This is a genomic window from Flindersiella endophytica, from assembly GCF_054779015.1.
This window is the reverse complement of sequence record NZ_BAAGYY010000036.1, coordinates 19,253-40,015: the sequence shown is the minus strand read 5'-3', so window position 1 is coordinate 40,015 and position 20,763 is coordinate 19,253. Positions and strand designations below refer to the sequence as shown.

The following is a 20,763-nucleotide window of genomic DNA, read 5'->3' as shown; positions in this document are numbered from 1 at the left end:
TCGCGGACCATGACAGCGATCGCCGGATGCGGTGTGGCCGCCGCCATGCTGGCAGGCGGCTGCAGCCGGGACGGCACGGTCGTCCCGACAGAGTCCGCGGCGTCGCCGTCGACACCGGTGGCAACGTCGACCGCTCCCGGTGCGTCCTCGCCGCCTACCCAGGCCACGTCCGCTCCGCCCACCAAGCGATCGCCGGCACCGAGGACGACCCGACCGCGATCCGCCGCCAAACGGTGCGACATCGCCGACCTCACCGTGACGCTGCGCGGCGAGGACGGCGCCGCGGGAACGCTGTACCGAGGGCTGGTGTTCACCAACACCGGCCGCCGTACCTGCACCATTCAGGGCTTTCCAGGAGTGTCCTTCGTGACCGGCGACGACGGCCACCAGGTAGGACAACCCGGGGACTGGGACGGTCCGACCGGACCGGTGATCACCCTCACCCGGGGCAAGGCGGCAACGGCGACGCTGGCGTTCCCCAACGTCGGCAACTGGGATCCTGACGACTGCCTGCCCACCGACGTACGAGGCCTACGGGTCTACCCGCCGCACGACACCCGGGCCGAGTTCGTTCCGCTCGAGACGACCGCCTGCGCCGGCAAGCCGCCGGGCGGCCACCTGAGCGTCCGCGCGGTTCACCCGGGTACGGACCTGAGCTGAACGGAGCGCCCTGGGCGACACCCCTCACGCTGTGCGGACCTCAGGCCCGTACGACGGCGACTGGGCAGTGCGCTCGGCGGAGCAGCGCCTGGCTGACCGAGCCCGGCAGCGCGCCGGCAGCACCCCCGTGTCCTCGCGTACCGACGACGATCAGCCGCGCGCCCCTGGTGTACCCCACCAGGCGCCTGGCTGCCGGCCCAGTCACCACATCGCTGGTCAGCTCAACGTCCGGGAACTTGTCGCCGTAACCCGCGAGGCTCTCGGCCATCCACCGGATGTGCCGCGCTCGCGTCTCGGCCCGCGCGCCGGCATCCCAGCGTGCCCGGTCGGCGGGACCGACCTGCCAGCAGTGGACCGCGATCAGCGGCAGTCCCTGGCGATCGGCCTCCTCGAACGCGAACCCGATCGCTGCTTCCGACCGCTCCGAGCCGTCCACTCCGACGACGATCGGCGGCCGGGCATAGCGCCCGGGCAGGCTCTGCCGGGCAACGACCACCGGGCAGGTGGCGTGCGCCGCCACGCGGAACGCGGCCGAGCCCATCGTGCGGTGAGCGCCCACCACCACGAGCTCGGCGTTCGCCGACTCCTTCAGCAACGCTCGCGCCGGACGGTCACACGTCAGCACGCCGGTCGCCTCGACCGAGTCCATCCGATCCCCGGCGTAGGCCACGGCGTCCTCGAGTTGCCGCCGTACGGAAGAGGGTGGCGCACCCAACGGTCCGAACCGTCTGCTGCCCACCAAGCGCTCCGTGACGCCGTAGACCCGGACGATCCGAAGCGGCCGATGCCTCTCGAACGCCTCCCTGCAGGCCCATACCAATGCCAGCTGGCTCTGCCAGGTCTCGTCGACGCCGACCACGATCGAACGAGGCTCGTACATGTCAGTTCACCTTCTCGGCGAGCACCGATGCTCTGCCCACATGCCCAGGATGCCTCTGCGGCAGGCCGGCGCGACATTGCCGGATGTCACCTCTGACCTGGCCGCAGGACCGTCACCTGCCGCACCTCCCAAGCAGTTCGGCCCGGAGCGCCCGGGTTGAAGGTCCGGCGGGTTCGGGTCCGATCGGTCGTATCGCGGATCACCTCGGCAGCGCACTGTGGGACGGTGCGAACCGAGCGACCCGGCGACCTGGATGCTTCTGTCCGAACGCTGCCGGTCTCCCGCGTATTCGACCGCTTGGAGACCTCGGCGTCCGGGCTGTCCGCCGGGCAGGTCGCCGAGCGAGCGCGCCGGTACGGTCCGAACACGTTGCCGAAGGCGCGGCGCCGCTCTCCGGTTCTGCTGATCGCCAAGCAGTTCACCGACCTGTTCGCGATCGTCCTCCTGGCGGCTTCGGTGATCACCTACGCTGTCTTCGCCCTGAGCGAGCCGCCGGACGCCAGGGTGTTGTACCTCGCGGTGGCGATCGACCTGGTCGTCGTTCTCAATGCCCTGATCGGCTTCGGACAGGAGTACTCAGCCGAACGTACGGTCGAAGCGTTGCAGGCGATGGTGCCCCGCGCCTCCAGGGTCCTGCGTGACGGCGAACGTAGTGAGGTCCCGGCCGCCGATCTGGTTCCCGGCGACGTGCTCGTCCTCGAGGCCGGCGACTCGGTTCCCGCCGACAGCCGGCTGGTCGAGGCGCACACAGTGCGGGTCGACAACGCTCCGCTGACCGGCGAGAGCACTCCCGTACGCAGGTCGGTCGACCCCTCGCCACCTGGCACGCCGGCGTTGGAGACCGGCAACTGCGTCTTCATGGGCACCACGGTCGTCGCGGGGACCGCGAAGGCAGTCGTCTACGCGATCGGTGCCGCGACGGAGTTCGGCCGGATCTACCGCCTGACAGCAGAGGCGCCGCGGCAGCAGACCCCCTTGCAACGCCAGGTGGTCAGTATGGCCCGGCGCGTGTCCGGGATCGCGCTTGCCATCGGTGCGGTCCTGTTCGGCATCCGGACGGCTACCGGGCATCAGGTGCTCGAGACGTTCATCTTCGCACTCGGCGTGATGGTGGCATGCGTACCGGAAGGTCTGCCGGCCACCTTGTCGGTGGCGCTGGCGGTCGGTGTCCGCCGGATGGCCCGTCGCAACGCCCTGGTGAAGCAGCTGCTTGCTGTCGAGGCGCTCGGCTCCACCACCGTCATCTGTACCGACAAGACCGGAACGCTCACCCAGGCGGAGATGACCGTACAACGCTGCTGGGCGAGCGGATCTGTCCACGCCGTCTCGGGGATCGGCTACTCGCCACGGCAAGGCGCGGTGGAGGACCCGGAGCCGGTCCGGCAGCTGTTGCGGCAGGCGGCGTTGTGCAGCAACGCTCGCCTGCTCCCGCCGGCTGGCGAGGACGACTGGCGGATCCTCGGCGATCCGACCGAGGGCGCGCTGCTCGTCGCGGCGGCCAAGGCTGACGTCGACGTCGCCGGCGAGGAGGCCAAGTCTCCACGTGTACTGGAGTTCCCCTTCGACTCGGCTCGCAAGCTGATGACCACAGTGCATCGGATCGGTGAGCTCGAGTACGAGGCCTACATCAAGGGCGCGCCGGACGAGCTCGTCGAGCGCTGCACCCGGATAGCGTGGAACGGCCGGCTGCTGCCACTCGATGACGAGCTGCGGGCGCAGGTCAAGGCGGCAGACGACACGATGGCGCGTGAGTCCCTGCGAGTTCTCGGCGTCGCCTGTCGCGCGTTGGACGACGCGCGGCCCGATCAGAAGCTGGCCGAGTCGGACCTGACTTTCGTCGGCCTGGTGGGGATGCTGGATCCACCGCGTCCGGAGGTCACCGACGCCGTGACAGCCGCCCGGCGCGCCGGGATCCGGGTCGTCATGGTGACTGGCGACTATCCGCTCACGGCGGAGGCGATCGCCCGCCGAGTCGGTATCGTTCGCGGACCCGCGCCGGTCGTCGTGACCGGTGGCGAGCTGGCCGGTATGGACGAGCTCGCGCTCCGGCAACTGCTCGCGAGCCCCGCGGAGCTGTTGTTCTGCCGAGTGTCTCCGGAAGACAAGATGCGCATCGTAGCGACTCTTCAGGGCCTGGACGAAGTGGTCGCGGTCACCGGGGACGGCGCCAACGACGCGCCGGCCCTGAAGCGAGCCGACATCGGTGTGGCCATGGGTGCCGGCGGTACGGACGTCGCGCGCGAGGCGGCGGAAATGGTTCTGCTGGACGACTCGTTCGCTTCCATCGTCGCCGCCATCGAGCTCGGTCGCTCCGTCTACCTGAACGCCCGGAAGTTTCTCGTCTACGTCTTTTGCTCCAACCTGGGCGAGCTCTCCCCGATCGTGGTCGCCACTTTCCTGGGGTTCCCGTTGGTGCCGGTGTCAGCTGTGCAGGTGCTGGCCATCGACCTCGGCACGGACGTGGCGCCCGCACTGGCACTCGGGATGGAACCTCCGGAGTCGGACACGATGAACCGGCCACCGCGCCCCCGCAAGGAGGCGTTCTTCTCGGCCGCGGTCATCCGCCGGATCCTTTTCCTCGGCGGAGTCGAAGCGGTCGCGTCGGCCGGCGTGTTCTTCTGGCTGGTGGGTTCGTCGGGGATCGGTTTCGAGGCGTTCACTTCGGCGGATCCCGTCTATCGGCACGCGTTGACGCTCGCGCACGCCACGATCGTGATCGCCCAGATCTTCGTGGGATTCGCCGTGCGAACCGACCGGCAGTCGATTCTCCAGGCCGGCGTCCTGTCGAATCCCCGCTACGTTCTCGCGCAGCTGCTCAGCGTCGGAATGCTCGCGGCGGTCAGCTACCTGCCCATTCTGCAGTCCGTGTTCAACACCGTGCCGTTGACCGCCGCCGACTGGCTGACCGCGACCGTGCTCGGCTCGCTCGTGCTCATTGCGGACGAGGTGCGCAAGCTCTACTTGCGTGGCAAGGAACGGAGTACACCATGAAGGTCATCGTGATGGGTTGCGGCCGCGTCGGCTCGACGCTGGCCGGCCAGTTCGAGCACGAAGGTCACGAGATCTGCGTGATCGACAAGAATCCACAAGCACGAGCCTTGCTGGAGCGCAACTTCACGGGCCAGTTCGAGGTCGGCAACGGCTACAGCCGTGCCGTCCTGGAGCGGGCCGGCGTCGACCAGGCAGACGCCTTCATCGCGGTCACCTCCGGTGACAACACCAACATCGTGGGAGCCCGCACCGCCAAGGAGGTCTACCGCGTCCCGGCTGTGATCGCTCGCATCTACGATCCGCGACGTGCCGAGATCTACCGCGACCTCGGTATCGTGACGGTGGCGAGCGTTCAGTGGACCGTCGGGCAGATCCGCAGACTGCTCGAGCACCGTCACCTCACGCCTGCCCAGACGTTCGGGAACGACGAGACGCTGCTGGTACGTGAGCGACTGCCGGACTACCTGGCCGGCAGACCGCTGTCGGAGTTCGAGGTCGACGGGGAGATCCGTGCGGTCGAGGTGACCCGGCTGGGGCGTTCGTTCGTGCCCGGAGCCGCGACCCGGATCGAACCGGGCGACATCGCGACGTTCGCCGTCGCCGACCGGTCGCTGCGACTGCTTCGCAGTTTTCTGCACAAGGACCTCGGTGCCTAGGAGGTGCTGGAAAGATGAAGGCCGTCATCGTTGGCGCCGGGCGCCTGGGTATCCAGATCGCGGAGGCCATGACCGCATCGGGGCACGACGTCACGCTGGTGGAGATAGACAGCGGCCGGCTGGCCGCGGTTCCGTCGGGCGTGGCCGCCCGGCTGGTCGCCGGTGACGGCTGCGAGCCCTACGTACTCGAAGCAGCCGGTGCACTCAACGCCGACGTGGTGATCGCCGGAACCTGGGACGACGAGGACAACCTCGTCATCAGCCTGCTGGCCAAACGGCAGTTCGGCGTCGCCAAGGTCGTCGCACGGGTCAACGATCCGGACAACGGCTGGCTGTTCGACTCGCGCTGGGGCGTCGACGCGGCCATCCCGTCGGCCGCGTCGATCATCTCGCTGATCGAGGAGGCCACCGAGAGCACGGACACCGTGTCCCTGCTGAGACTGGGAAAGGCCGGCGTCAACCTCGTCGAGACGGCGATCGGCGCACAGTCCAGCGCCGTGGGCCGCGCGCTCTCCGAGCTCGAGCTTCCGGAACAATCGGTCGTGGCTGCCGTCATCCGGGACGAGGCGCCGATCGTTCCCAACCCCTCGTTCGAGCTGCGGGTGGGCGACGAAGTGCTGATCATCTCCCAGGCCGCGACCGAAGCACAGATCCACGCAGCGTTCCAGTGAGCGGGTTCGCTCAGCGAAGGGCTTCCGGAACCACCACGACCGGACCGTGGGCGTGCTGCATCACACTGTGGCTGACCGAGCCGATGACCATGCCGTCGAACCCGCCACTCCCATGCGAGCCGACGACGATCGCCCGCGCGGACTTCGACAACTCCACCAGCACGCCGCCTGGGTGGCCCTGCACGATCGCGACATCGGCTGCGATGCCGGGGTACTTGTTCAGCCACGGCTCGACCGCACGCTCCACCGCGACGCGCTGGCCGGGCCGAAGGGCAGGGACGACGTGCACAATCTGGAGTCTCGCGTTCCAGTGCCTCGCGAGATCGATCGCGGTCTCGAGCGCTGCCTCACTGTGTGCCGACCCGTCCACGCCGGCGACCACCGGTGCGTAGTCGTTCGGCTTGGTGACCGGATGCGCGATCAACACCATGGGGCAACGCGCACGCACAGCGAGCTCGGTCGTGACCGAGCCCGCCAGCAGGCGTCCGACCGCACCGAGTCCCCGCGAACCCACCACGACATAGGACGCCTGGAGGCTTTCGGCCGCGAGCAGCTCCGCCGGCCAGGCCGTTCTCAGCACGGCGTGTACGTCGGTCTCCGGTCCGGCTGACCGGGCGAGCTTGACCGCCTCGGCCAGCAGGTCCTCGGCGTGCCCGCGCAGCCCGCCGGCTGGGCCGGCCGAAGCGAAGATCGGGGGGATGCGCAGCAGTGGCCAGACGTAAGCGTGCACGACCCGCAAGGGCGCCAGCCGGAGGCCGGCTTCCCGAGCCGCCCACTCGACGGCCCAGCGGGCGTGTTCCGATCCGTCGTAACCGGCCACGATCGGACGTGGCATGGTCACCGGTGCCATCCGCGCACCCCCTTGTCACTCAGGTCGACGGGTACTTCGCCAGGACGGACTTGAGCTCGTCGATGAAGCGGAGCGACTCGTCGTACGGCCGCTGCCACACATTCCGGCCGAAGATCAGACCTGTGGCGCCTGCCTCCATCGACTCCTGGGCCTTGTCCAGCATCGCCTCGTCGCCGGCCTTCTCGCCGCCGGAGACCAGGACCAGCGTGCGGTTGGCGGAGCGCACCACGGCCTCGATCGCCTCCAGCCTGGAGAAGTCGGCGTCGTACTCGCCGCGTACGCCTGCGCGTTTCTCCGGGTGCGGGAAGTTCACCTTGACGATGTCCGCGCCGAGCTCGCTCGCGGTCCTCGCCGCGTAGTCGACGGCGTAGAAGGAGTCCTTGCCGCCCTTGGCCTCGATGGCCGAGCCACGCGGGTAGGCCCAGACGATGAGTGGCATGCCGTAGCGGTGCGCCTCTTCGCGTACCACGCGGTACTGCGCGAAGTCCGCCTCCTGGGCGGGCGTCCCCACGTAGAGCGTGTAGCCCACAGCGTCGGCGCCGAGCCGCACCGCGTCGGCCACCGATGCGTGCAGGGGCGACAGCGCCCGCTCGTCGGACGGGATGTCGGTCTTGCCGTTGAGCTTGAGGATCAGCGGCACTTCACCCGCGTAGTCCCAGTAGAACTTCTCGGCCAGCCCGATCTGGATCGCGAGACCGTTGAAGTCCGCTTGCCGCGCCAGCCGAGCGATGTAGGCCGGATCGCCCGCCCGCGGGTTGGCGAAGAAGTCGCGCGGGCCGTGCTCGAAGCCCTGGTCGTACGGCAGGAAGAGCGCGGTGCCGTTCCGCAGTCCGTGCTGGAACAGGATCCGGTGCAGGCGCGCCTTCTTTCCCGTGTTCAGCCCTAGCTCACGAAGATGTGGACGGTTCGGCATGCTGACGCACTACCTTTCTGTTGCTTGCTCGCTGCTCTCGTACGACCGCGACCGAACTGCCGGCCCGGTCGAGGACGCGCTGGCAGATCGAACTGGTGGGAAGCCGGCCGATATGGTGCCCAGTGCCAACGACGACCAGGCCGGCCCGATGGGACCGCTCGACCAAGGTGTGGACCGGATCGCGTTCCACCAACTCGGTCGTGACGGTGGTCTCCGGGTACTTCGCGTGGAACACCGCCACCCAGGCCGCGAGACTCTGCTCGAGCTGGTCTTCGAACGGATCGTCGTCCGGACTCGCACAGTGAACGACGGACAGGCCCTGGAACCGTTCACGGGCTTGCTGGAAGGCGAACTCGAGAACCTCCGCGCCCGTCTCCGGCTCTCTGATGCCGGCAACGACCGTGCGCCAGGGATCTTCGCCACGCGCGATCAGCACCGGGCAGTCGGACCTCCACGCCAGCGCGGCACTCACCGACTCGAGCGGGACCAGACCGGCGTTCGTTCTCTGCCTCGATCCGACGACGAGCAACTCGGCGCCCGCCGACTCGGCCAACAGCACAGAAACGGGATCGCCCGCCACCAACGCCCCCGAGACCCGGCTCGCATCGAGCCGGCTGTGCGCGTGCCTCACAGCGGCATCGAAGATGTCGTGCCCGTCTTCGCGCCGCGTTGCCCGCCGGCCTGTTCGGTAGACGTGCACGACCCTGAGCGAGCAATCGCGAGCCAGCGCCTCATGGGCCGCCCAGCGCAGGGCCTCCCAGCTCTCCGTCGTGCCGTCGACACCGACAACCACACCACGTTCCATGACAACCTCCACTCCACCCGCTTCGGCGCGGGCGAGTGCCGGCGAAATGTCCTCCTGCCTCCAATGTCTCGCCATCCCTTCTCCGCCACATCCGTCCGAAGCCCCTCATCCATCCGCCAACCGCCCTCAACCCGCCCATGACCTGCGTACCGATGGGCGGGTGGGACCCGGCCGGACGGGTTTGGCGGGAAGGAGAAGCGCCGCGGTCAGTTGTAGACCGTGACGTCGAAGTAGCGGTGCCGGCGTCCTCGGCCGTTCTCGGTGTCGGTTTCGGCGTAGACGTCGTAGCGCCGGAACCGGCCGCTCCAGCCGTCGACTCGGTGGCTGACGATCTCCGTGTGGTTCGGCTGGCCTGTCTGGTCGAGATACGAGCCGATCGCCCGGCCCAGCACCTCACCGACGTTCCGGGGAAGGCCCGTCAGCTGTATCCTCTTTCCGTCGACCTCGACGACGAGCATCGCTTCGTCAACTCCGCTTCGGCTTCGCCGCATTGGTACGGACCGGTCCGTACCACCTTCACCTTCAAGTGAAGCGTTTCCCCACGTCGACGACCAGAGCCCAAGGCCACCGCTGCCGGCCCATTCCGCCCGCGCTGCAGGGGTGAGCAGACAGCCTGATGTCCGATGCGATTCGGGGCAAAGGCCCCCCGCCTGCTGATGCACGCGCCTCTGGCCGGACCTCGAGCGCCGTTCACACAATCGACGTGTAAGGGCGTTCACCGCACAGGAAAGGCGGAGCCGATGACTACCTTGCCCTACATCGTCGTTGGGGTGGACCACACGCCGAGCAGCACCGCGGCCGTCCGCTGGGCCGCCGATGAGGCCAGGCGGACCGGAGCGCGGCTACGCGCGATCCACGTGTGGGCGTGCTCGGCCACCGCCAGGCACCGGCAGCTCGCTGGCGTGGAACGCGAGGAGGTACAAGAGAACGCGACTCGATGGATCGTCGACGCGGTAGCCCACACCGGCCTGGATGTCGAGATTACAGTGGAGGTCCTGGACGGTGATCCCGGCCCGACGCTGGTGTCCGCCGCCGACGGTGCCAACCTGCTCGTGCTCGGCGCGAACTCCTTCACACCGCGCGGCCTTCCGTCCAGCGACCTCGTGGAGTACTGCGTCGTGAACAGCCCGTGCCGCGTCGTGGTGATCAACGGCTGCGACAAGCGAATCCCCGACTCATACCGGCAGGCGTCCGCCACGGCTGGGGTGAGCACGCCATGACCGCTGTACTCGTGACCTACGGATCCCGCTACGGCTCGACGGCCGGCATCGCCGACCTGATCGCGACCGCACTGCGAAACGACGGGCTGGACACAGACGTACAGCCCGCCCGCAACGTACGCCGCGTCGAGGCCTACGACGCCGTCGTCATCGGCGGCGCCCTCTATGCCGGCCGCTGGCAACGCGACGCCCGGCGGTTCGTGCGCAGGCAGGCCAAGCACCTGCGTGGCAAGCAGGTCTGGCTGTTCAGCAGCGGCCCGCTGGACACGACCGCCGAAGAGAAGGACATACCACCCGTCCCGAGCGTCGCCGAGTTCGCCACTGCCTTGCACGCCAATGAGCACCAGACCTTCGGCGGCAAGCTCACCGAGGACGCTGACTCCTGGCTCGCCCGGCGGATGGCCGCCAACGGCCGCGGTGGCGACTTCCGCAATCCCGACCGGATCGCCGCCTGGGCTCACCAGATCGCGGCGCAGCTCAAGGAAGGTGGCGACGATGCGAAGCCACAAGACCGTATCCGACGTGATGACCCGTGACCTGATCAGCGTCGACCCGTCCCGATCGTTCAAGGACATCGCACATCTGCTGTCGGCCAAGGACATCAGCGCGGTCCCCGTGCTCGACACCATCGGCCGCCCGCTCGGTGTGGTGTCCGAGTCGGACCTGATCCTCAAAGAGGAGTTCCAGGCACCTCCCCTGCCGAACAAGCTCAGCCGCCGCCTTCGCACGGTACGAGCCCGCGCGGCGGCACGTACGGCGGAGCAGCTGATGAGTGCCCCCGCCGTGACCGTCGAGCAGGGTGACAGCCTGCCGGACGCCGCCCGCCTGATGGCGATGCGGCACATCACCCGGCTGATCGTCGTCAACGCCGATGGGCTGGCCGTCGGCATCGTCACCAGATCCGACCTGCTCCGGGTGTTCCTCACCTCGGACGCGGAGCTTCGCAGGGCAGTGCAGCGTGACGTCGTGGAGTACGCGCTCTGGCGCAACCCCCAGGCGATCCGAGCTGAGGTCCGCGATGGCGTCGTCACCCTCACCGGAGAGCTCGAACGCCGAAGCCTGCTGCCCATCGCCGATCTCATCGCCCGCCAGGTGGACGGAGTGGTCGATGTCGTGAACCAGCTCCGCTACGCCGTCGACGACACCATTCCCCTGCGCGGCACCAGTCGCTCCGCCCGGTCGGACTAGCGGGCATCGTGCCAAAGGTCCCATGCACCAGGGCCTGGAGCAGCGCCCAGATCCCGGCGATCGGTCGACGATCGGCATCGCCGAACGGTGACATCGGACCGCAGATCTCCACCTGAACAGACGCGACAGTGGTGACAACGACAAAGCACCGCCAAGGAGAAGGCAATGAAGACCATCTACAACCGGCCCGCCACCCGGATTCCGGAGCAGAGCGCGAAGCAGCCGGTGCCCGCCGCCACCGTCACCACCCCGGCGCGTGAGACCAAGGGCCCTGGCCGGGTGCTCGCAGTGCTGAGGATCACGACCGGGTTCGTGTTCTTGTGGGCGTTCCTCGACAAGCTGTTCGGTTGGGGTTACGCCACACCGGCCGAGCGCGCCTGGATCAACGGCGGCTCCCCCACCAAGGGCTTCCTGTCCGGCGTCGCCGTCGGGCCGTTCGAGTCGACGTTCCACAGCATCGCCGGAGCGGGCTGGGCCAACTGGCTGTTCATGCTCTGCCTCGCGGGCGTCGGCATCGCCGTTATCGCGGGCATCGGCCTGCGGGTGTCCGCCGTCGCCGGCTCGATCCTGATGCTGCTGATGTGGGCCGCCGAATGGCCTCTCGACAAGCTCACTTCCGCCGGCGAGCCCACCATGTCCACCAACCCGATCGTGGACTACCACATCCTCTACGCCCTCGTCCTGATCGTTCTGGCGCTCACCTTCGCCGGCGCGACATGGGGCTTCGGGAAAGCCTGGTCCAGGCTCTCGCTGGTCCGCCGGTTCCCGTGGCTCATCTGAACCACATCTCTTCCCCCGCAGAGAAAACCAGCGACCGGAGCGGATGGAGCTGATCAACGATGACCACGCCGCCATCCGCTCCGGTTCGTGCTGGGCTGGGGTCCCTCGAGGCGCAGGAACGCCTGGCAGCCGCCGGACCGAACGCCATCCCCGAGCCCAGGTCTCGCAGCGCCGGGAGCCGCGCACTCCAGCAACTGCGCGACCCGATGATCCTGCTGCTCCTGGCCGCCGCGCTGATCACAGCCGCGCTCGCCGACTTCGCAGACCTCTCGGTGATCGCCGCCGTCATCCTGCTCAACACCACGGTCGGCGTCGCCCAGGAGCTGCGCGCCGAACGTGCCGTCGCCGCTCTTCGCAAGCTCTCGGCTCCTACGGCCAGGGCACTACGGGACGGTCGTCCGGTCCTGCTGCCGGCCAGCGAGATCGTCCCCGGCGACACCGTGCTCGTCGAAGCCGGCGACGTGGTTCCGGCCGATCTCGAGCTGGCCCAAGCGATCCACCTCCAGGTCGACGAGGCTGCCGTCACCGGCGAGTCCCTACCAGTCGACAAGACAGGTGACGGCGAACTCCTGGCGGGCACCGTGGTCACTCGGGGCCGAGGCGAGGGTACGGTGACCGCCACCGGCAGCCAGAGCACGCTGGGCCGGATCGCCACCCTGATCGCCGACCAGCCGACCAGGCCGACTCCCCTCCAGCGCAGGCTCACCAGCCTGGCAAGGCTGCTGACCATCGCAGTCCTGGCGATCGGCCTGATCGTCATCGTCGCAGGGCTTGTGCAGGGCAGGTCCCTTGCCGAGATGGTGATCGTGGCCGTCAGCCTCGCGGTGGCCGCGGTCCCCGAATCCATGCCGGCCGTCGTCGCGCTGGCGCTCGCCCTCGGCGCGCACCGGATGGCCCGGCGCGCGGCAGTCGTACGCCACCTGCCCGCCGTCGAGACGCTGGGCTCCGTCACGCTGATCGCCTCCGACAAGACCGGGACGCTCACCGAAGGACGGATGCGGGCCGAGATCGTCTGGACAGCGCAGGGTCAGTACGTCGCCTCCGGCCAGGGCTACGCGCCGGACGGATCGATCCAGCCACGGACGGACGCGCCGGAGCTGGCCCGCATACTCCGTGACATCGCGTTGTGCAACGACGCGAACCTCGTTCCACCGAAGGACCCAGCCGACGAGTGGCTCCCGCTCGGCGATCCGCAGGAAGCGGCACTGGTCGCCCTGGCCCGCCGCGGCGGGCAGGACGTCGACGGCCTGCGGGCCGCCTACCCGAGGCGCGCCGAGCTTCCGTTCGACAGCTCGCGGCTGCGAATGACCACCGTGCACGATGCGGATGATCACCTCCTCGTCGTGTGCAAGGGTGCGCCCGAAGTGCTTCTCGACCAGCTCACCGGCAGCGACCTGGACGCCGCGGCCGAAGCCGCCGGATCCCTTGCCGCGCAGGGATACCGGGTACTCGCGGTCGCGGACGCCGACCGCGTACCCGGGCAGGCCGGCGAGCTGGAGGCCGGGCTGCGGCTGGCCGGGCTGGTCGGCATCGTCGATCCGTTGCGCAAGGGTGCGGAACAGGTCGCGGACACGTTCAGCACCGCCGGCGTCCAACTCGTCCTCGTCACCGGCGACCATCCGGCCACCGCGTCGGCGATAGCCACGAAGCTGGGGATCGCGCACGATCGGGTCGTCACCGGCGATGAGCTCCGCGCCGGCGGATTCGATGACGCCACCACCGACAGCGTCTTCGCGCGGACCCGCCCCGAACAGAAGCTCGACCTCATCGCGGCCTGGCAGGACAAAGGCCACGTCGTCGCGATGACCGGTGACGGCGTCAACGATGCCCCTGCGCTTCGCCGGGCGGACATCGGCGTGGCGATGGGTTCCGGCGGTACCGAGGTCGCCCGGCAGGCCGCCGATCTGGTGCTCGTCAACGACAACCTCGACACGGTCGCCGCCGCGATCGAGGAAGGCCGGCGCATCTACGCCAACGTGCGCAGGTTCCTGGGCTACGCGCTCAGCGGCGGGTTCGCGGAGGTGCTCATCATGGTGGCCGGCCCGTTCGCCGGCGTGCCCATACCGCTGCTCCCCAGCCAGATCTTGTGGATCAACATGCTCACGCACGGCCTGCCCGGCGTCGCCATGGGCGCCGAACCCGTCGAGGCGGGCTCGATGCGGCGTGCACCACGTTCGCCGAACGAATCCGTGCTCGGCGGCGGTTTGTGGCGGCAGATCGTCTCGATCGGTCTGCTGATCTCGCTTGCTGTCGGCGGCGCCGCGGCTGTGGTCTCCCACGTCGGCGGCGCCTGGCAGTCCGCCGTCTTCGCGACTCTCGGGCTCGCACAGCTGGGAATCGCACTGGCACTGCGGGCGCGCGGCGGATCCGGTAGCTCCGCGCGCTTTCTCTACCTCGCCGTGGCAGGTGCGCTCGTGGCTCAGATCGTTCCCCTCTACCTGCCCTGGTTGCAGACACTTCTCCGGCTGGAACCGCTCGCCCTGACCGAGCTGGCGATCGTTGTCGCGTTCGCCTTCGTTCCTGGCTTGGTTCTCAGCGCGCTGATCGAACTGAGGAAGGCAAGATGACCGCACTCGCACGCCCAGCCCCGGCAACGGATCCCGATGGGATCTGGGCCCTCCTGCTCGACGGCGGGCTGACGCAGATCCGGCCGATCGACTCCGGCGACTACGACGCCGTCCTGCGGTTGCATCGTGGCCTCTCGCCCGACAACCACTACCTGCGGTTCTTCGGCGTCTCGCCGCGCGCACCGGAGTGGATCGCGACCAGGCTGTGCGTCGATGTGCCGGGCGGCCTGTACGCACTTGGCGCGTGGTGCCATGACGAACTGATCGGGGTCGCGCACTACGAACGGCTGCCGGAGCGGCGGTCCGAGGCCGAGATCGCGTTCGCGGTCGCCGACTCCGCCCACCATCGAGGCGTCGCGACACTGCTGCTGGAGCACCTTGCCTCCCATGCCCGTACGGCGGGTGTGCTCCGCTTCGTCGCCGACGTGCTGATCCGCAACGCCGCGATGCTACGGGTGTTCGCCGACGCGGGTCTTCGGGTGGTGGAGCACCGTGAGCATGACGTGCTCTACGTGGTCGCCGAACTCGACGCCGGCGAGTCTTACCTCGAAGCCGTCGGCGAACGCGAACGCCTTGCCCAGAAGGCCAGCCTGCGGCACGTCTTCGCGCCGGACTCGGTTGTCGTGATCGGCGCGAGCGAACGGCGGGGAAACGTGGGGGGCGCCATCCTGCGCAACCTGCTGGCAGCGGGCTACGCCGGTGACGTCGCGGTCGTGCATCCAACCGCCACGGCCGTCGCCGGCGTCGAGTGTCACCCGAGCGTTGCCCGCGTGCCGTTCCCCGTCGACCTGGCCGTGCTGGCCGTTCCGGTGCCCGCACTCGCGGACACCCTCGAGGCCTGCGGCGTCGCGGGTGTCGCGGCCGTCGTCATCGTGACCTCAGGAGTCCCGCCCGAGCTCGGCCGGACCGTACGCCACCTCTGCCATCGCCACGGGATGCGCCTGGTCGGGCCGAACTGCCTCGGCCTGGCCAACCCGCCGTTCGACCTGGACGTGACGTTCGCCGCCCATGTCGCGGCGGCCGGCCGGGCAGGGCTGGCGGTCCAGTCCGGTGGGGTCGGCATCGCCCTGTCGGAGCAACTTGGCCGGCTCCGGGTCGGAGTGTCGACGTTCGCGTCCCTCGGTGACAAGTACGACGTGAGCGCGACCGACCTGATGCAGTGGTGGTACGACGACGACCAGACCGACCTCGTCCTGCTGTACGTCGAGTCGTTCGGCAACCCGCGCAAGTTCGCGCGCGTCGCACGGCGGCTCGCCGCCCGCAAGCCTGTCCTCGCGGTCGACGGCGGACGGTCGGCGCCCGCGCAGCGCGCGGCGCTCTCGCACACGGCCGCGGCGGCCACGCCGACCGCCGCACGGCAGGCTCTCTTCGCCGACGCCGGCATCATCGCCGTGTCCGACATCGGCGACCTGACCGCGACAACCGCCTTGCTGGCTTCGCAGTCGTTGCCCGCAGGGCCTCGCGTGGCGATCGTCTCCAATGCCGGAGGCGCCGGAATCCTCGCTGCCGACGCCTGCACCGATGCCGGTCTGCTGCTGCCGGAGCTCGGCGCGGAGACCCAGAAGCGGCTTGCGGAGGCGCTCCCCCGCGGCGCCTCGATCGGCAACCCCGTCGACGGCGGCGCCGGCTGCCCACGTACCGCCCTGGCCGAGGCCGCCACCGTGCTGAGCGCCGACTCGAACGTCGACACGGTTCTCGTCCTGCCGGTGCCGACCGGCCTCGACGACATGGCCGACGTTCCGTGGCCGACGACGACCGCGACGCTGGCCGGCGTACGCCTCGACCAGACCGAACGAGTCCGGCTGGAGGCTCCCGCGGTCGAGGGTGACGCGAACGTGCCTGTCTACGCGGCACCGCGCGATGCCGCCGGGGCGATCGCGAAGGCGGCGGCCTACGCTGCCTGGCGGCGAAGGGAGTCAGGGCTCGTGCCGGACCCGAACGACCTCCCGGGCTTCGATCTCGACCAGGCTCGTGGCGTTGTCCGGCGGTTCCTCGCCGCGCATCCCGACGGCGGCTGGCTCGCACCGGCCGACGCCGTGGAGTTCGTCGCGGCGACCGGCGTCGAACCGGTCCCTGTACGTGTCGTCTCCAGCGCCACGCAGGCGGCGGCCGCCACCGCGGAGCTCGGCACGCCCGTCGTCATGAAGGCGTCCGGCCCGAGGTTGATCCACAAGCAACACAGCGGCGGCGTGGTGCTCGGCATCCGCAGCCAGGCGCAGGCCCGGCTCGCGTACACCTCACTGGCCGAACGCCAGGGCGCTGCGATGGACGGCGCCATCGTGCAGCGCATCACGTCCGGAGACGTCGAGCTGCTGGTCGGTGTGAGCAACGACTCCGTGTTCGGCCCGGTCGTGGCGTTCGGCCTCGGCGGCACCGAAGCCGACGCTCTCGCCGACCGGGTGGTCCGCCTGGCGCCGCTCACCAGCCTGGCCGCCGAACGGATGCTCCGCGAGATCCGGGCCGCCAGGCTGCTCGACCAGGCCGCCGCCGGCAAGCCGGTCGACATCGACGCCCTCCGGAACCTCCTGCTACGGGTGTCCGTGCTGGCCGAACGCGTACCGGAGCTGGCGGACCTCGACCTCAACCCCGTGCTCGCCCGCGCGGACGGTGTTTCGCTGATCGACGTGAAGGTCCGGATCGAGCCACGCAGGCCTTACGACCCGTTCCTCCGCCGCCTCAGGTGATCGGAAGGGTCCTAAATGCCCGTACTGAAGTGGGTCCTTGGGACCTGTCCGTACCGTCGCCTGCCTGGGAGGCTCGAGGCATGACAATCAGGGTCTTCCTGCTCGACGACCACGAGGTCGTTCGCGTCGGCCTACGGCAGCTGCTGGAGAGCGAGCCCGGCATCGAGGTCGTCGGCGAGGCCGGCACCGCGGCGCAGGCGGTGGCTCGCGTCCCCGCGCTGCGCCCGGACGTCGCCGTGCTGGACGTCCGGCTCCCCGACGGCGATGGGGTCACCGTCTGCCGCGAGATCCGTTCGGCCATGGACCCGCCGCCGGCCTGCCTGATGCTGACGTCGTACTCCGACGACGAGGCTTTGTTCGAAGCCATCATGGCCGGCGCGTCCGGCTACTTGCTGAAGCAGATCGAGGGCGACCGCCTGATCGACGCCGTCAAGAGCCTCGCGGCCGGCGAGTCCCTGCTCGACCCGAAGCTCACCGCCGCGGTCCTCGAACGGCTCCGGCACGGGACCGAGGAGGAGGACCCGAGGTATGCCTCCCTCTCACCACAGGAGAAGCGGATCCTCGAGTACGTCGCGCAGGGCATGACCAACCGCGAGATCGCGCAGACGATGTACCTCGCCGAGAAGACCGTCAAGAACTACGTCTCCGCGCTGCTGCGCAAGCTCGGCCTGCAACGCCGCACCGAAGCCGCCGTCTACGCTGTCGAACGTACCCACAAACCTGCCGCGCACTAGGGGCGTCCTGGACGTCACCCGGGTCCGAGCTGCTCGATCTGCCGCTTCAGGCCATCCTTGATCAGCTGCCCGTACTCGTCGTCGCCAAGCGCACCGATCGTGGCCTGCGCCTGCCGGAGATGCTCACGGGCGCGGCCGAGATCTCCGAGCTTGCGATAGCACTCGCTCACGTTCAGGTGCAACGAGGGGTACAAGCCGGCCACCGAAAGCGTCACGCCCGCTTCGGCGACCCGCTCGTCGGTGATCAGGCCGGCAGCGGCGAGCGCGCGTTGATCCCAGATCAGCTCCTGGCCGACGTCGTCCTGCACATCGGCCATCGCGTGCGCGAGCACACAAACGTGCAGCGGATCGCCCTGCTCACCGCCGATCTCGTCCCAGACCTCCCCGAACAGGTCGCGGGCGGCCTCCCGCTGCCCTCGATGGTGGTGCAACTCCACCCCCTCGCCGATCCGCACGATCATCGGGTCGGTGATCATTGGCAACTCCTCCACCGGTGCCGGGCTGTCCCCACGAGCTCTGCACGCCTCAGCCTAGACGATCTGTTCCAGGGGGTCGCCGGTCAAGCGCGCGGCGCATGGCGCCGTTCGTGGGGGTGGGCACAGCCGGAGGAGGAGCCAGGAGGGGCCTCCGGCGATCGACGACAACGCAGCCAGCGTGGATGCCAGGCGCCGCGCGTCAGGCGACCCCTTGGAATAGATCGTCTAGGGCAGTGACCTCCCTGTCCCGAAACCCTTTGCCCCATCAGCGCCGAGCTGTTGGAATGGCCGGCATGTCGACGCGCCTGGGTTCGTATGCCGAGTGGCAGCTCGCGCAGGCGAGTACGCCACGCTCGGTCCTTGCCGAGCTCGTACGCCGCGCGGTCGGCGCCGGGATCGACCGGGTGGATCGCATCATCGACGGCTACTCCAACGAGGTTTACCGGATCCGGTGCGCCGACGAGCAGGATGTGGTGGTCCGGATCCTCCGGTTCGACGACGACGTCTCCGGCTCGGCCTCGGCTGGCGAGGCCAGGGCGATCGAACGGGCCCGCGCCGCCGGTGTGCCCGCCCCGGAGATCCTGCTGCTCGACACGGTACGAGTCGACGGCGCCGAGTTCCCCGTCATGGTGCAGCGCACCGTACCCGGCCGTCCGCTCCCGGAGGTGATCGATCGCCTCTCGAAGCGGCAACGGCACGACGTGCTCGCCGAGATCGGCGGACTGATCGCCCGACTCAACGGGATCCAGATCGATGACGAACGCGACTGGACGACTGCGATGGCGGCTGTCCTGGCCGACCGACATGCGGAACGGGACACGATCCTCGCCGGCGGATTTTCGGCACTTCAGTTCGATCGGATGCTCGACTTGCTCGAGGGATACGTCCGCGACTTTCCCTGTGAGCAGTGGGTGCTGTGCCATGGGGACCTCGGCCCGAAGCACGTCTTCGTGACCGGTGACGGCATGGACGGCGCGGCCGTACGGGTGAGCGGGATCATCGACTTCGGCGACTGGTTGCCCGCTGCCCCCGTCCATGACCTGGCCGTGCTCCGGGTTCGCGGCCCGCGGCTGGACTTGCCCCCGCTTCTGGCCGGCTACGGCGCGCCTGCTGACCAGACGTACCGGCGGCAGCTGGACCTGCACACACTGATCATCGCGATGGGCTCGCTCGGGTTCGGTGTGACTGAGGACGACCAAGCCTGCATCGAACGCTCAGGCCAGCTGATCCGCACCCTGCTCGCCGACCTCGACGAGCCGGCCTTCTAGCGACCTGTCCGGCCCCGGCCAACAGCGTCCGAAAGCGCCCAGCACACGCTCAACTCCGCCTGCCCGGACACGCCGTTGCGCCTGTCGACACGCCGTTGCGCCTGGACATACGACCGGTAGCCGGAGCATCCTCTCGAAATGGCCGAACTCGCCACCGGCACCGCAACCCGCTCCGCGCCCGAGCGGGTGTCAGTACGACGCCGCCCGACTGGTCGCGACGTGAGCCACGAACCACGACGCCAACGGCAACACCTGGCCGGTTGCCTCGCGGACCTGCTCGACGACGCCCTCGGTCTGCGGCCGCGTCCCGGTGCCGAGGTCGCGCCGGACGAACACCGTGCGGCGGAGGAGCAAGCCGACCCGGGGATGGTCCCTCGGATACCCGCGGGGCATCTTGGTCAGGCATTGACCCTTGGTCAAGCCGAACCCGACCTCGTCGAGGTCTGCGATGATCTCCGCCAGCCGGCAGCCGCTGTGGTCGGCGTCGACGGCAGCACGGTAACGCCACAGCTGGTCGGTGGACTTGCCGGTCCATCCGCCTTCGACCACCAGCCCGTCGAGCCCGAACACCACGTCGATCCGCACGCGTCGCGCGACCCACACCGACGCGACGGTGCGCCGCCACGTCGCCGGATCGGCACTCACGGCGGACAGCCAGGCCCGGCCGTAGCCGCCTACGTCACCGAGCGCATCAGACAGCGCCTGCATCGGCCGGCGCACCAGCTGGTCGTGCTCCTCACGGTGAACCCGCAGGACGGCGGGAGACGGGTCACCTCCCAGGCGCCGAAGCAGGTCGTACGCCTCCTCCGTCCAGCTCGCGAGATCGATCCCCATGTGCCCCACAATGGCACACCAGACGCCCTGCCGGCGTACCGACAAACAGACGATGCTCTTGCCGCACCTATGAAGGGATAGCCGATGAACAAGCTGTTCGACGAGGAGATTCGCGGGCACCACAGCATGCGCGACCACGTGTTGACAGTGGTGTCCGACGCCGACCTGGCGTACAAGCTGGCCGGCCAGAACCCAACCCTGGGGGGCCTGCTGATCGAGATGGGCGACCTCCAGGGCGTCTACACCCATTCGTTCGAGACGTTCACCCTCGACTGGTCACACCGTCAGCTTCCGCCGCCACCGTCGATCACGGTTGACAGCCTGCGCGCCTGGTTCGACGCCCAGGACGACGCCATGAAAGGCGCTCTTGACCGCTTCACCGAGGAAGAGCTGCGCATCGACCGGATCGACCGCGGCGGCAGCTTCGTCGCCTCACCGTTCGTCCAGCACCAGGTCTACCGCGAGGCGGTGTACATCTTCTACGGCAAGCTGAGCGTCTACCTGCGCGCACTCGAACGCGATGCCGGCCCGCACTGGGCCGCCTGGGTGGGATGAGGCGCCGGACGCCTCGGTACGCACGACGAGA

At 69.2% G+C, this 20,763-nt stretch carries 20 protein-coding genes; 13 read left to right on the top strand and 7 right to left on the bottom strand.

The genetic code is table 11. The features are described 5' to 3' along the window. The first annotated feature begins 9 nt into the window (after positions 1–9). On the top strand, positions 10–660 hold the full coding sequence (locus ACYVF6_RS38580; protein WP_460529135.1) for a DUF4232 domain-containing protein: 651 nt from the start codon (positions 10–12) through the stop codon (positions 658–660). 40 nt (positions 661–700) lie between these two features. Here the strand turns inward: ACYVF6_RS38580 and ACYVF6_RS38575 are convergent, their stop codons facing one another. Next, complete coding sequence (locus ACYVF6_RS38575) at positions 701–1,540, bottom strand: universal stress protein (protein ID WP_460529132.1); 840 nt, start codon at positions 1,538–1,540, stop codon at positions 701–703. A 225-nt stretch (positions 1,541–1,765) separates the two neighbouring features. Between ACYVF6_RS38575 and ACYVF6_RS38570 the strand changes: the two genes are divergently transcribed. The 3 genes from ACYVF6_RS38570 to ACYVF6_RS38560 are packed head-to-tail and all read left to right on the top strand — an operon-like array spanning position 1,766 to position 5,858. After that, complete coding sequence (locus ACYVF6_RS38570) at positions 1,766–4,531, top strand: cation-translocating P-type ATPase (RefSeq protein WP_460529129.1); 2,766 nt, start codon at positions 1,766–1,768, stop codon at positions 4,529–4,531. Then, complete coding sequence (locus tag ACYVF6_RS38565; protein WP_460529126.1) at positions 4,528–5,187, top strand: potassium channel family protein; 660 nt, start codon at positions 4,528–4,530, stop codon at positions 5,185–5,187. The genes ACYVF6_RS38570 and ACYVF6_RS38565 overlap by 4 nt, the downstream gene beginning before the upstream one ends. Before the next feature lie 14 nt (positions 5,188–5,201). Beyond that, positions 5,202–5,858: a potassium channel family protein gene (locus ACYVF6_RS38560; protein WP_460529123.1), complete on the top strand. Its 657-nt coding sequence runs from the start codon at positions 5,202–5,204 to the stop codon at positions 5,856–5,858. 10 nt (positions 5,859–5,868) lie between these two features. On the opposite strand, the gene ACYVF6_RS38555 is transcribed toward ACYVF6_RS38560, so the two are convergent. The 4 genes from ACYVF6_RS38555 to ACYVF6_RS38540 all read right to left on the bottom strand — a co-directional run bounded on the left by ACYVF6_RS38555 (position 5,869) and on the right by ACYVF6_RS38540 (position 8,884). Further along, positions 5,869–6,693, bottom strand: a complete 825-nt coding sequence (locus tag ACYVF6_RS38555) for a universal stress protein (protein ID WP_460530496.1) — start codon at positions 6,691–6,693, stop codon at positions 5,869–5,871. Positions 6,694–6,727: 34 nt separating this feature from the next. Continuing rightward, a complete protein-coding gene (locus ACYVF6_RS38550; protein ID WP_460529120.1) occupies positions 6,728–7,621 on the bottom strand; it encodes a class I fructose-bisphosphate aldolase in 894 nt (297 codons plus the stop codon). Next, entirely contained in the window at positions 7,596–8,426 is an 831-nt protein-coding gene (locus ACYVF6_RS38545; protein WP_460529117.1) for a universal stress protein, read from the bottom strand. Before ACYVF6_RS38545 ends, ACYVF6_RS38550 begins: the two co-directional genes overlap by 26 nt. 206 nt (positions 8,427–8,632) lie before the next feature. Next, positions 8,633–8,884 carry a hypothetical protein gene (locus tag ACYVF6_RS38540; RefSeq protein ID WP_460529114.1) on the bottom strand — a complete coding sequence of 84 codons (252 nt, stop codon included), beginning with the start codon at positions 8,882–8,884 and terminating at the stop codon, positions 8,633–8,635. A gap of 282 nt (positions 8,885–9,166) precedes the next feature. Between ACYVF6_RS38540 and ACYVF6_RS38535 the strand changes: the two genes are divergently transcribed. The 7 genes from ACYVF6_RS38535 to ACYVF6_RS38505 all read left to right on the top strand — a co-directional run bounded on the left by ACYVF6_RS38535 (position 9,167) and on the right by ACYVF6_RS38505 (position 17,599). Then, entirely contained in the window at positions 9,167–9,646 is a 480-nt protein-coding gene (locus ACYVF6_RS38535) for a universal stress protein (protein WP_460529111.1), read from the top strand. Further along, positions 9,643–10,182, top strand: coding sequence for a flavodoxin domain-containing protein (locus ACYVF6_RS38530; RefSeq protein WP_460529108.1), 540 nt, complete (start codon positions 9,643–9,645; stop codon positions 10,180–10,182). The genes ACYVF6_RS38535 and ACYVF6_RS38530 overlap by 4 nt, the downstream gene beginning before the upstream one ends. Further along, positions 10,142–10,834, top strand: coding sequence for a CBS domain-containing protein (locus ACYVF6_RS38525; protein WP_460529105.1), 693 nt, complete (start codon positions 10,142–10,144; stop codon positions 10,832–10,834). Before ACYVF6_RS38530 ends, ACYVF6_RS38525 begins: the two co-directional genes overlap by 41 nt. Before the next feature lie 165 nt (positions 10,835–10,999). Continuing rightward, positions 11,000–11,614 (top strand): DoxX family protein, encoded by a 615-nt coding sequence (locus tag ACYVF6_RS38520; protein WP_460529102.1) that lies wholly within the window; start codon positions 11,000–11,002, stop codon positions 11,612–11,614. 59 nt (positions 11,615–11,673) lie between these two features. After that, positions 11,674–14,181, top strand: a complete 2,508-nt coding sequence (locus ACYVF6_RS38515; RefSeq protein WP_460529099.1) for a cation-translocating P-type ATPase — start codon at positions 11,674–11,676, stop codon at positions 14,179–14,181. Continuing rightward, positions 14,178–16,865, top strand: coding sequence for a bifunctional acetate--CoA ligase family protein/GNAT family N-acetyltransferase (locus ACYVF6_RS38510; RefSeq protein ID WP_460529096.1), 2,688 nt, complete (start codon positions 14,178–14,180; stop codon positions 16,863–16,865). The genes ACYVF6_RS38515 and ACYVF6_RS38510 overlap by 4 nt, the downstream gene beginning before the upstream one ends. 80 nt (positions 16,866–16,945) lie before the next feature. Further along, positions 16,946–17,599 (top strand): transcriptional regulator, encoded by a 654-nt coding sequence (locus ACYVF6_RS38505; protein WP_460529093.1) that lies wholly within the window; start codon positions 16,946–16,948, stop codon positions 17,597–17,599. 14 nt (positions 17,600–17,613) lie between these two features. On the opposite strand, the gene ACYVF6_RS38500 is transcribed toward ACYVF6_RS38505, so the two are convergent. Continuing rightward, a complete protein-coding gene (locus ACYVF6_RS38500; RefSeq protein WP_460529090.1) occupies positions 17,614–18,075 on the bottom strand; it encodes a hypothetical protein in 462 nt (153 codons plus the stop codon). Positions 18,076–18,368: 293 nt separating this feature from the next. On the opposite strand from ACYVF6_RS38500, the gene ACYVF6_RS38495 reads away from it, so the two are divergent. Then, positions 18,369–19,343, top strand: coding sequence for a phosphotransferase family protein (locus ACYVF6_RS38495; RefSeq protein ID WP_460529088.1), 975 nt, complete (start codon positions 18,369–18,371; stop codon positions 19,341–19,343). 189 nt (positions 19,344–19,532) lie between these two features. Here ACYVF6_RS38495 and ACYVF6_RS38490 read toward each other — a convergent pair whose 3' ends face one another. Then, entirely contained in the window at positions 19,533–20,177 is a 645-nt protein-coding gene (locus tag ACYVF6_RS38490; RefSeq protein ID WP_460529086.1) for a DUF2461 family protein, read from the bottom strand. A gap of 84 nt (positions 20,178–20,261) precedes the next feature. Here ACYVF6_RS38490 and ACYVF6_RS38485 point away from each other — a divergent pair, with 84 nt between their 5' ends. Then, positions 20,262–20,732: a hypothetical protein gene (locus ACYVF6_RS38485; protein WP_460529084.1), complete on the top strand. Its 471-nt coding sequence runs from the start codon at positions 20,262–20,264 to the stop codon at positions 20,730–20,732. Positions 20,733–20,763 lie beyond the last annotated feature (31 nt).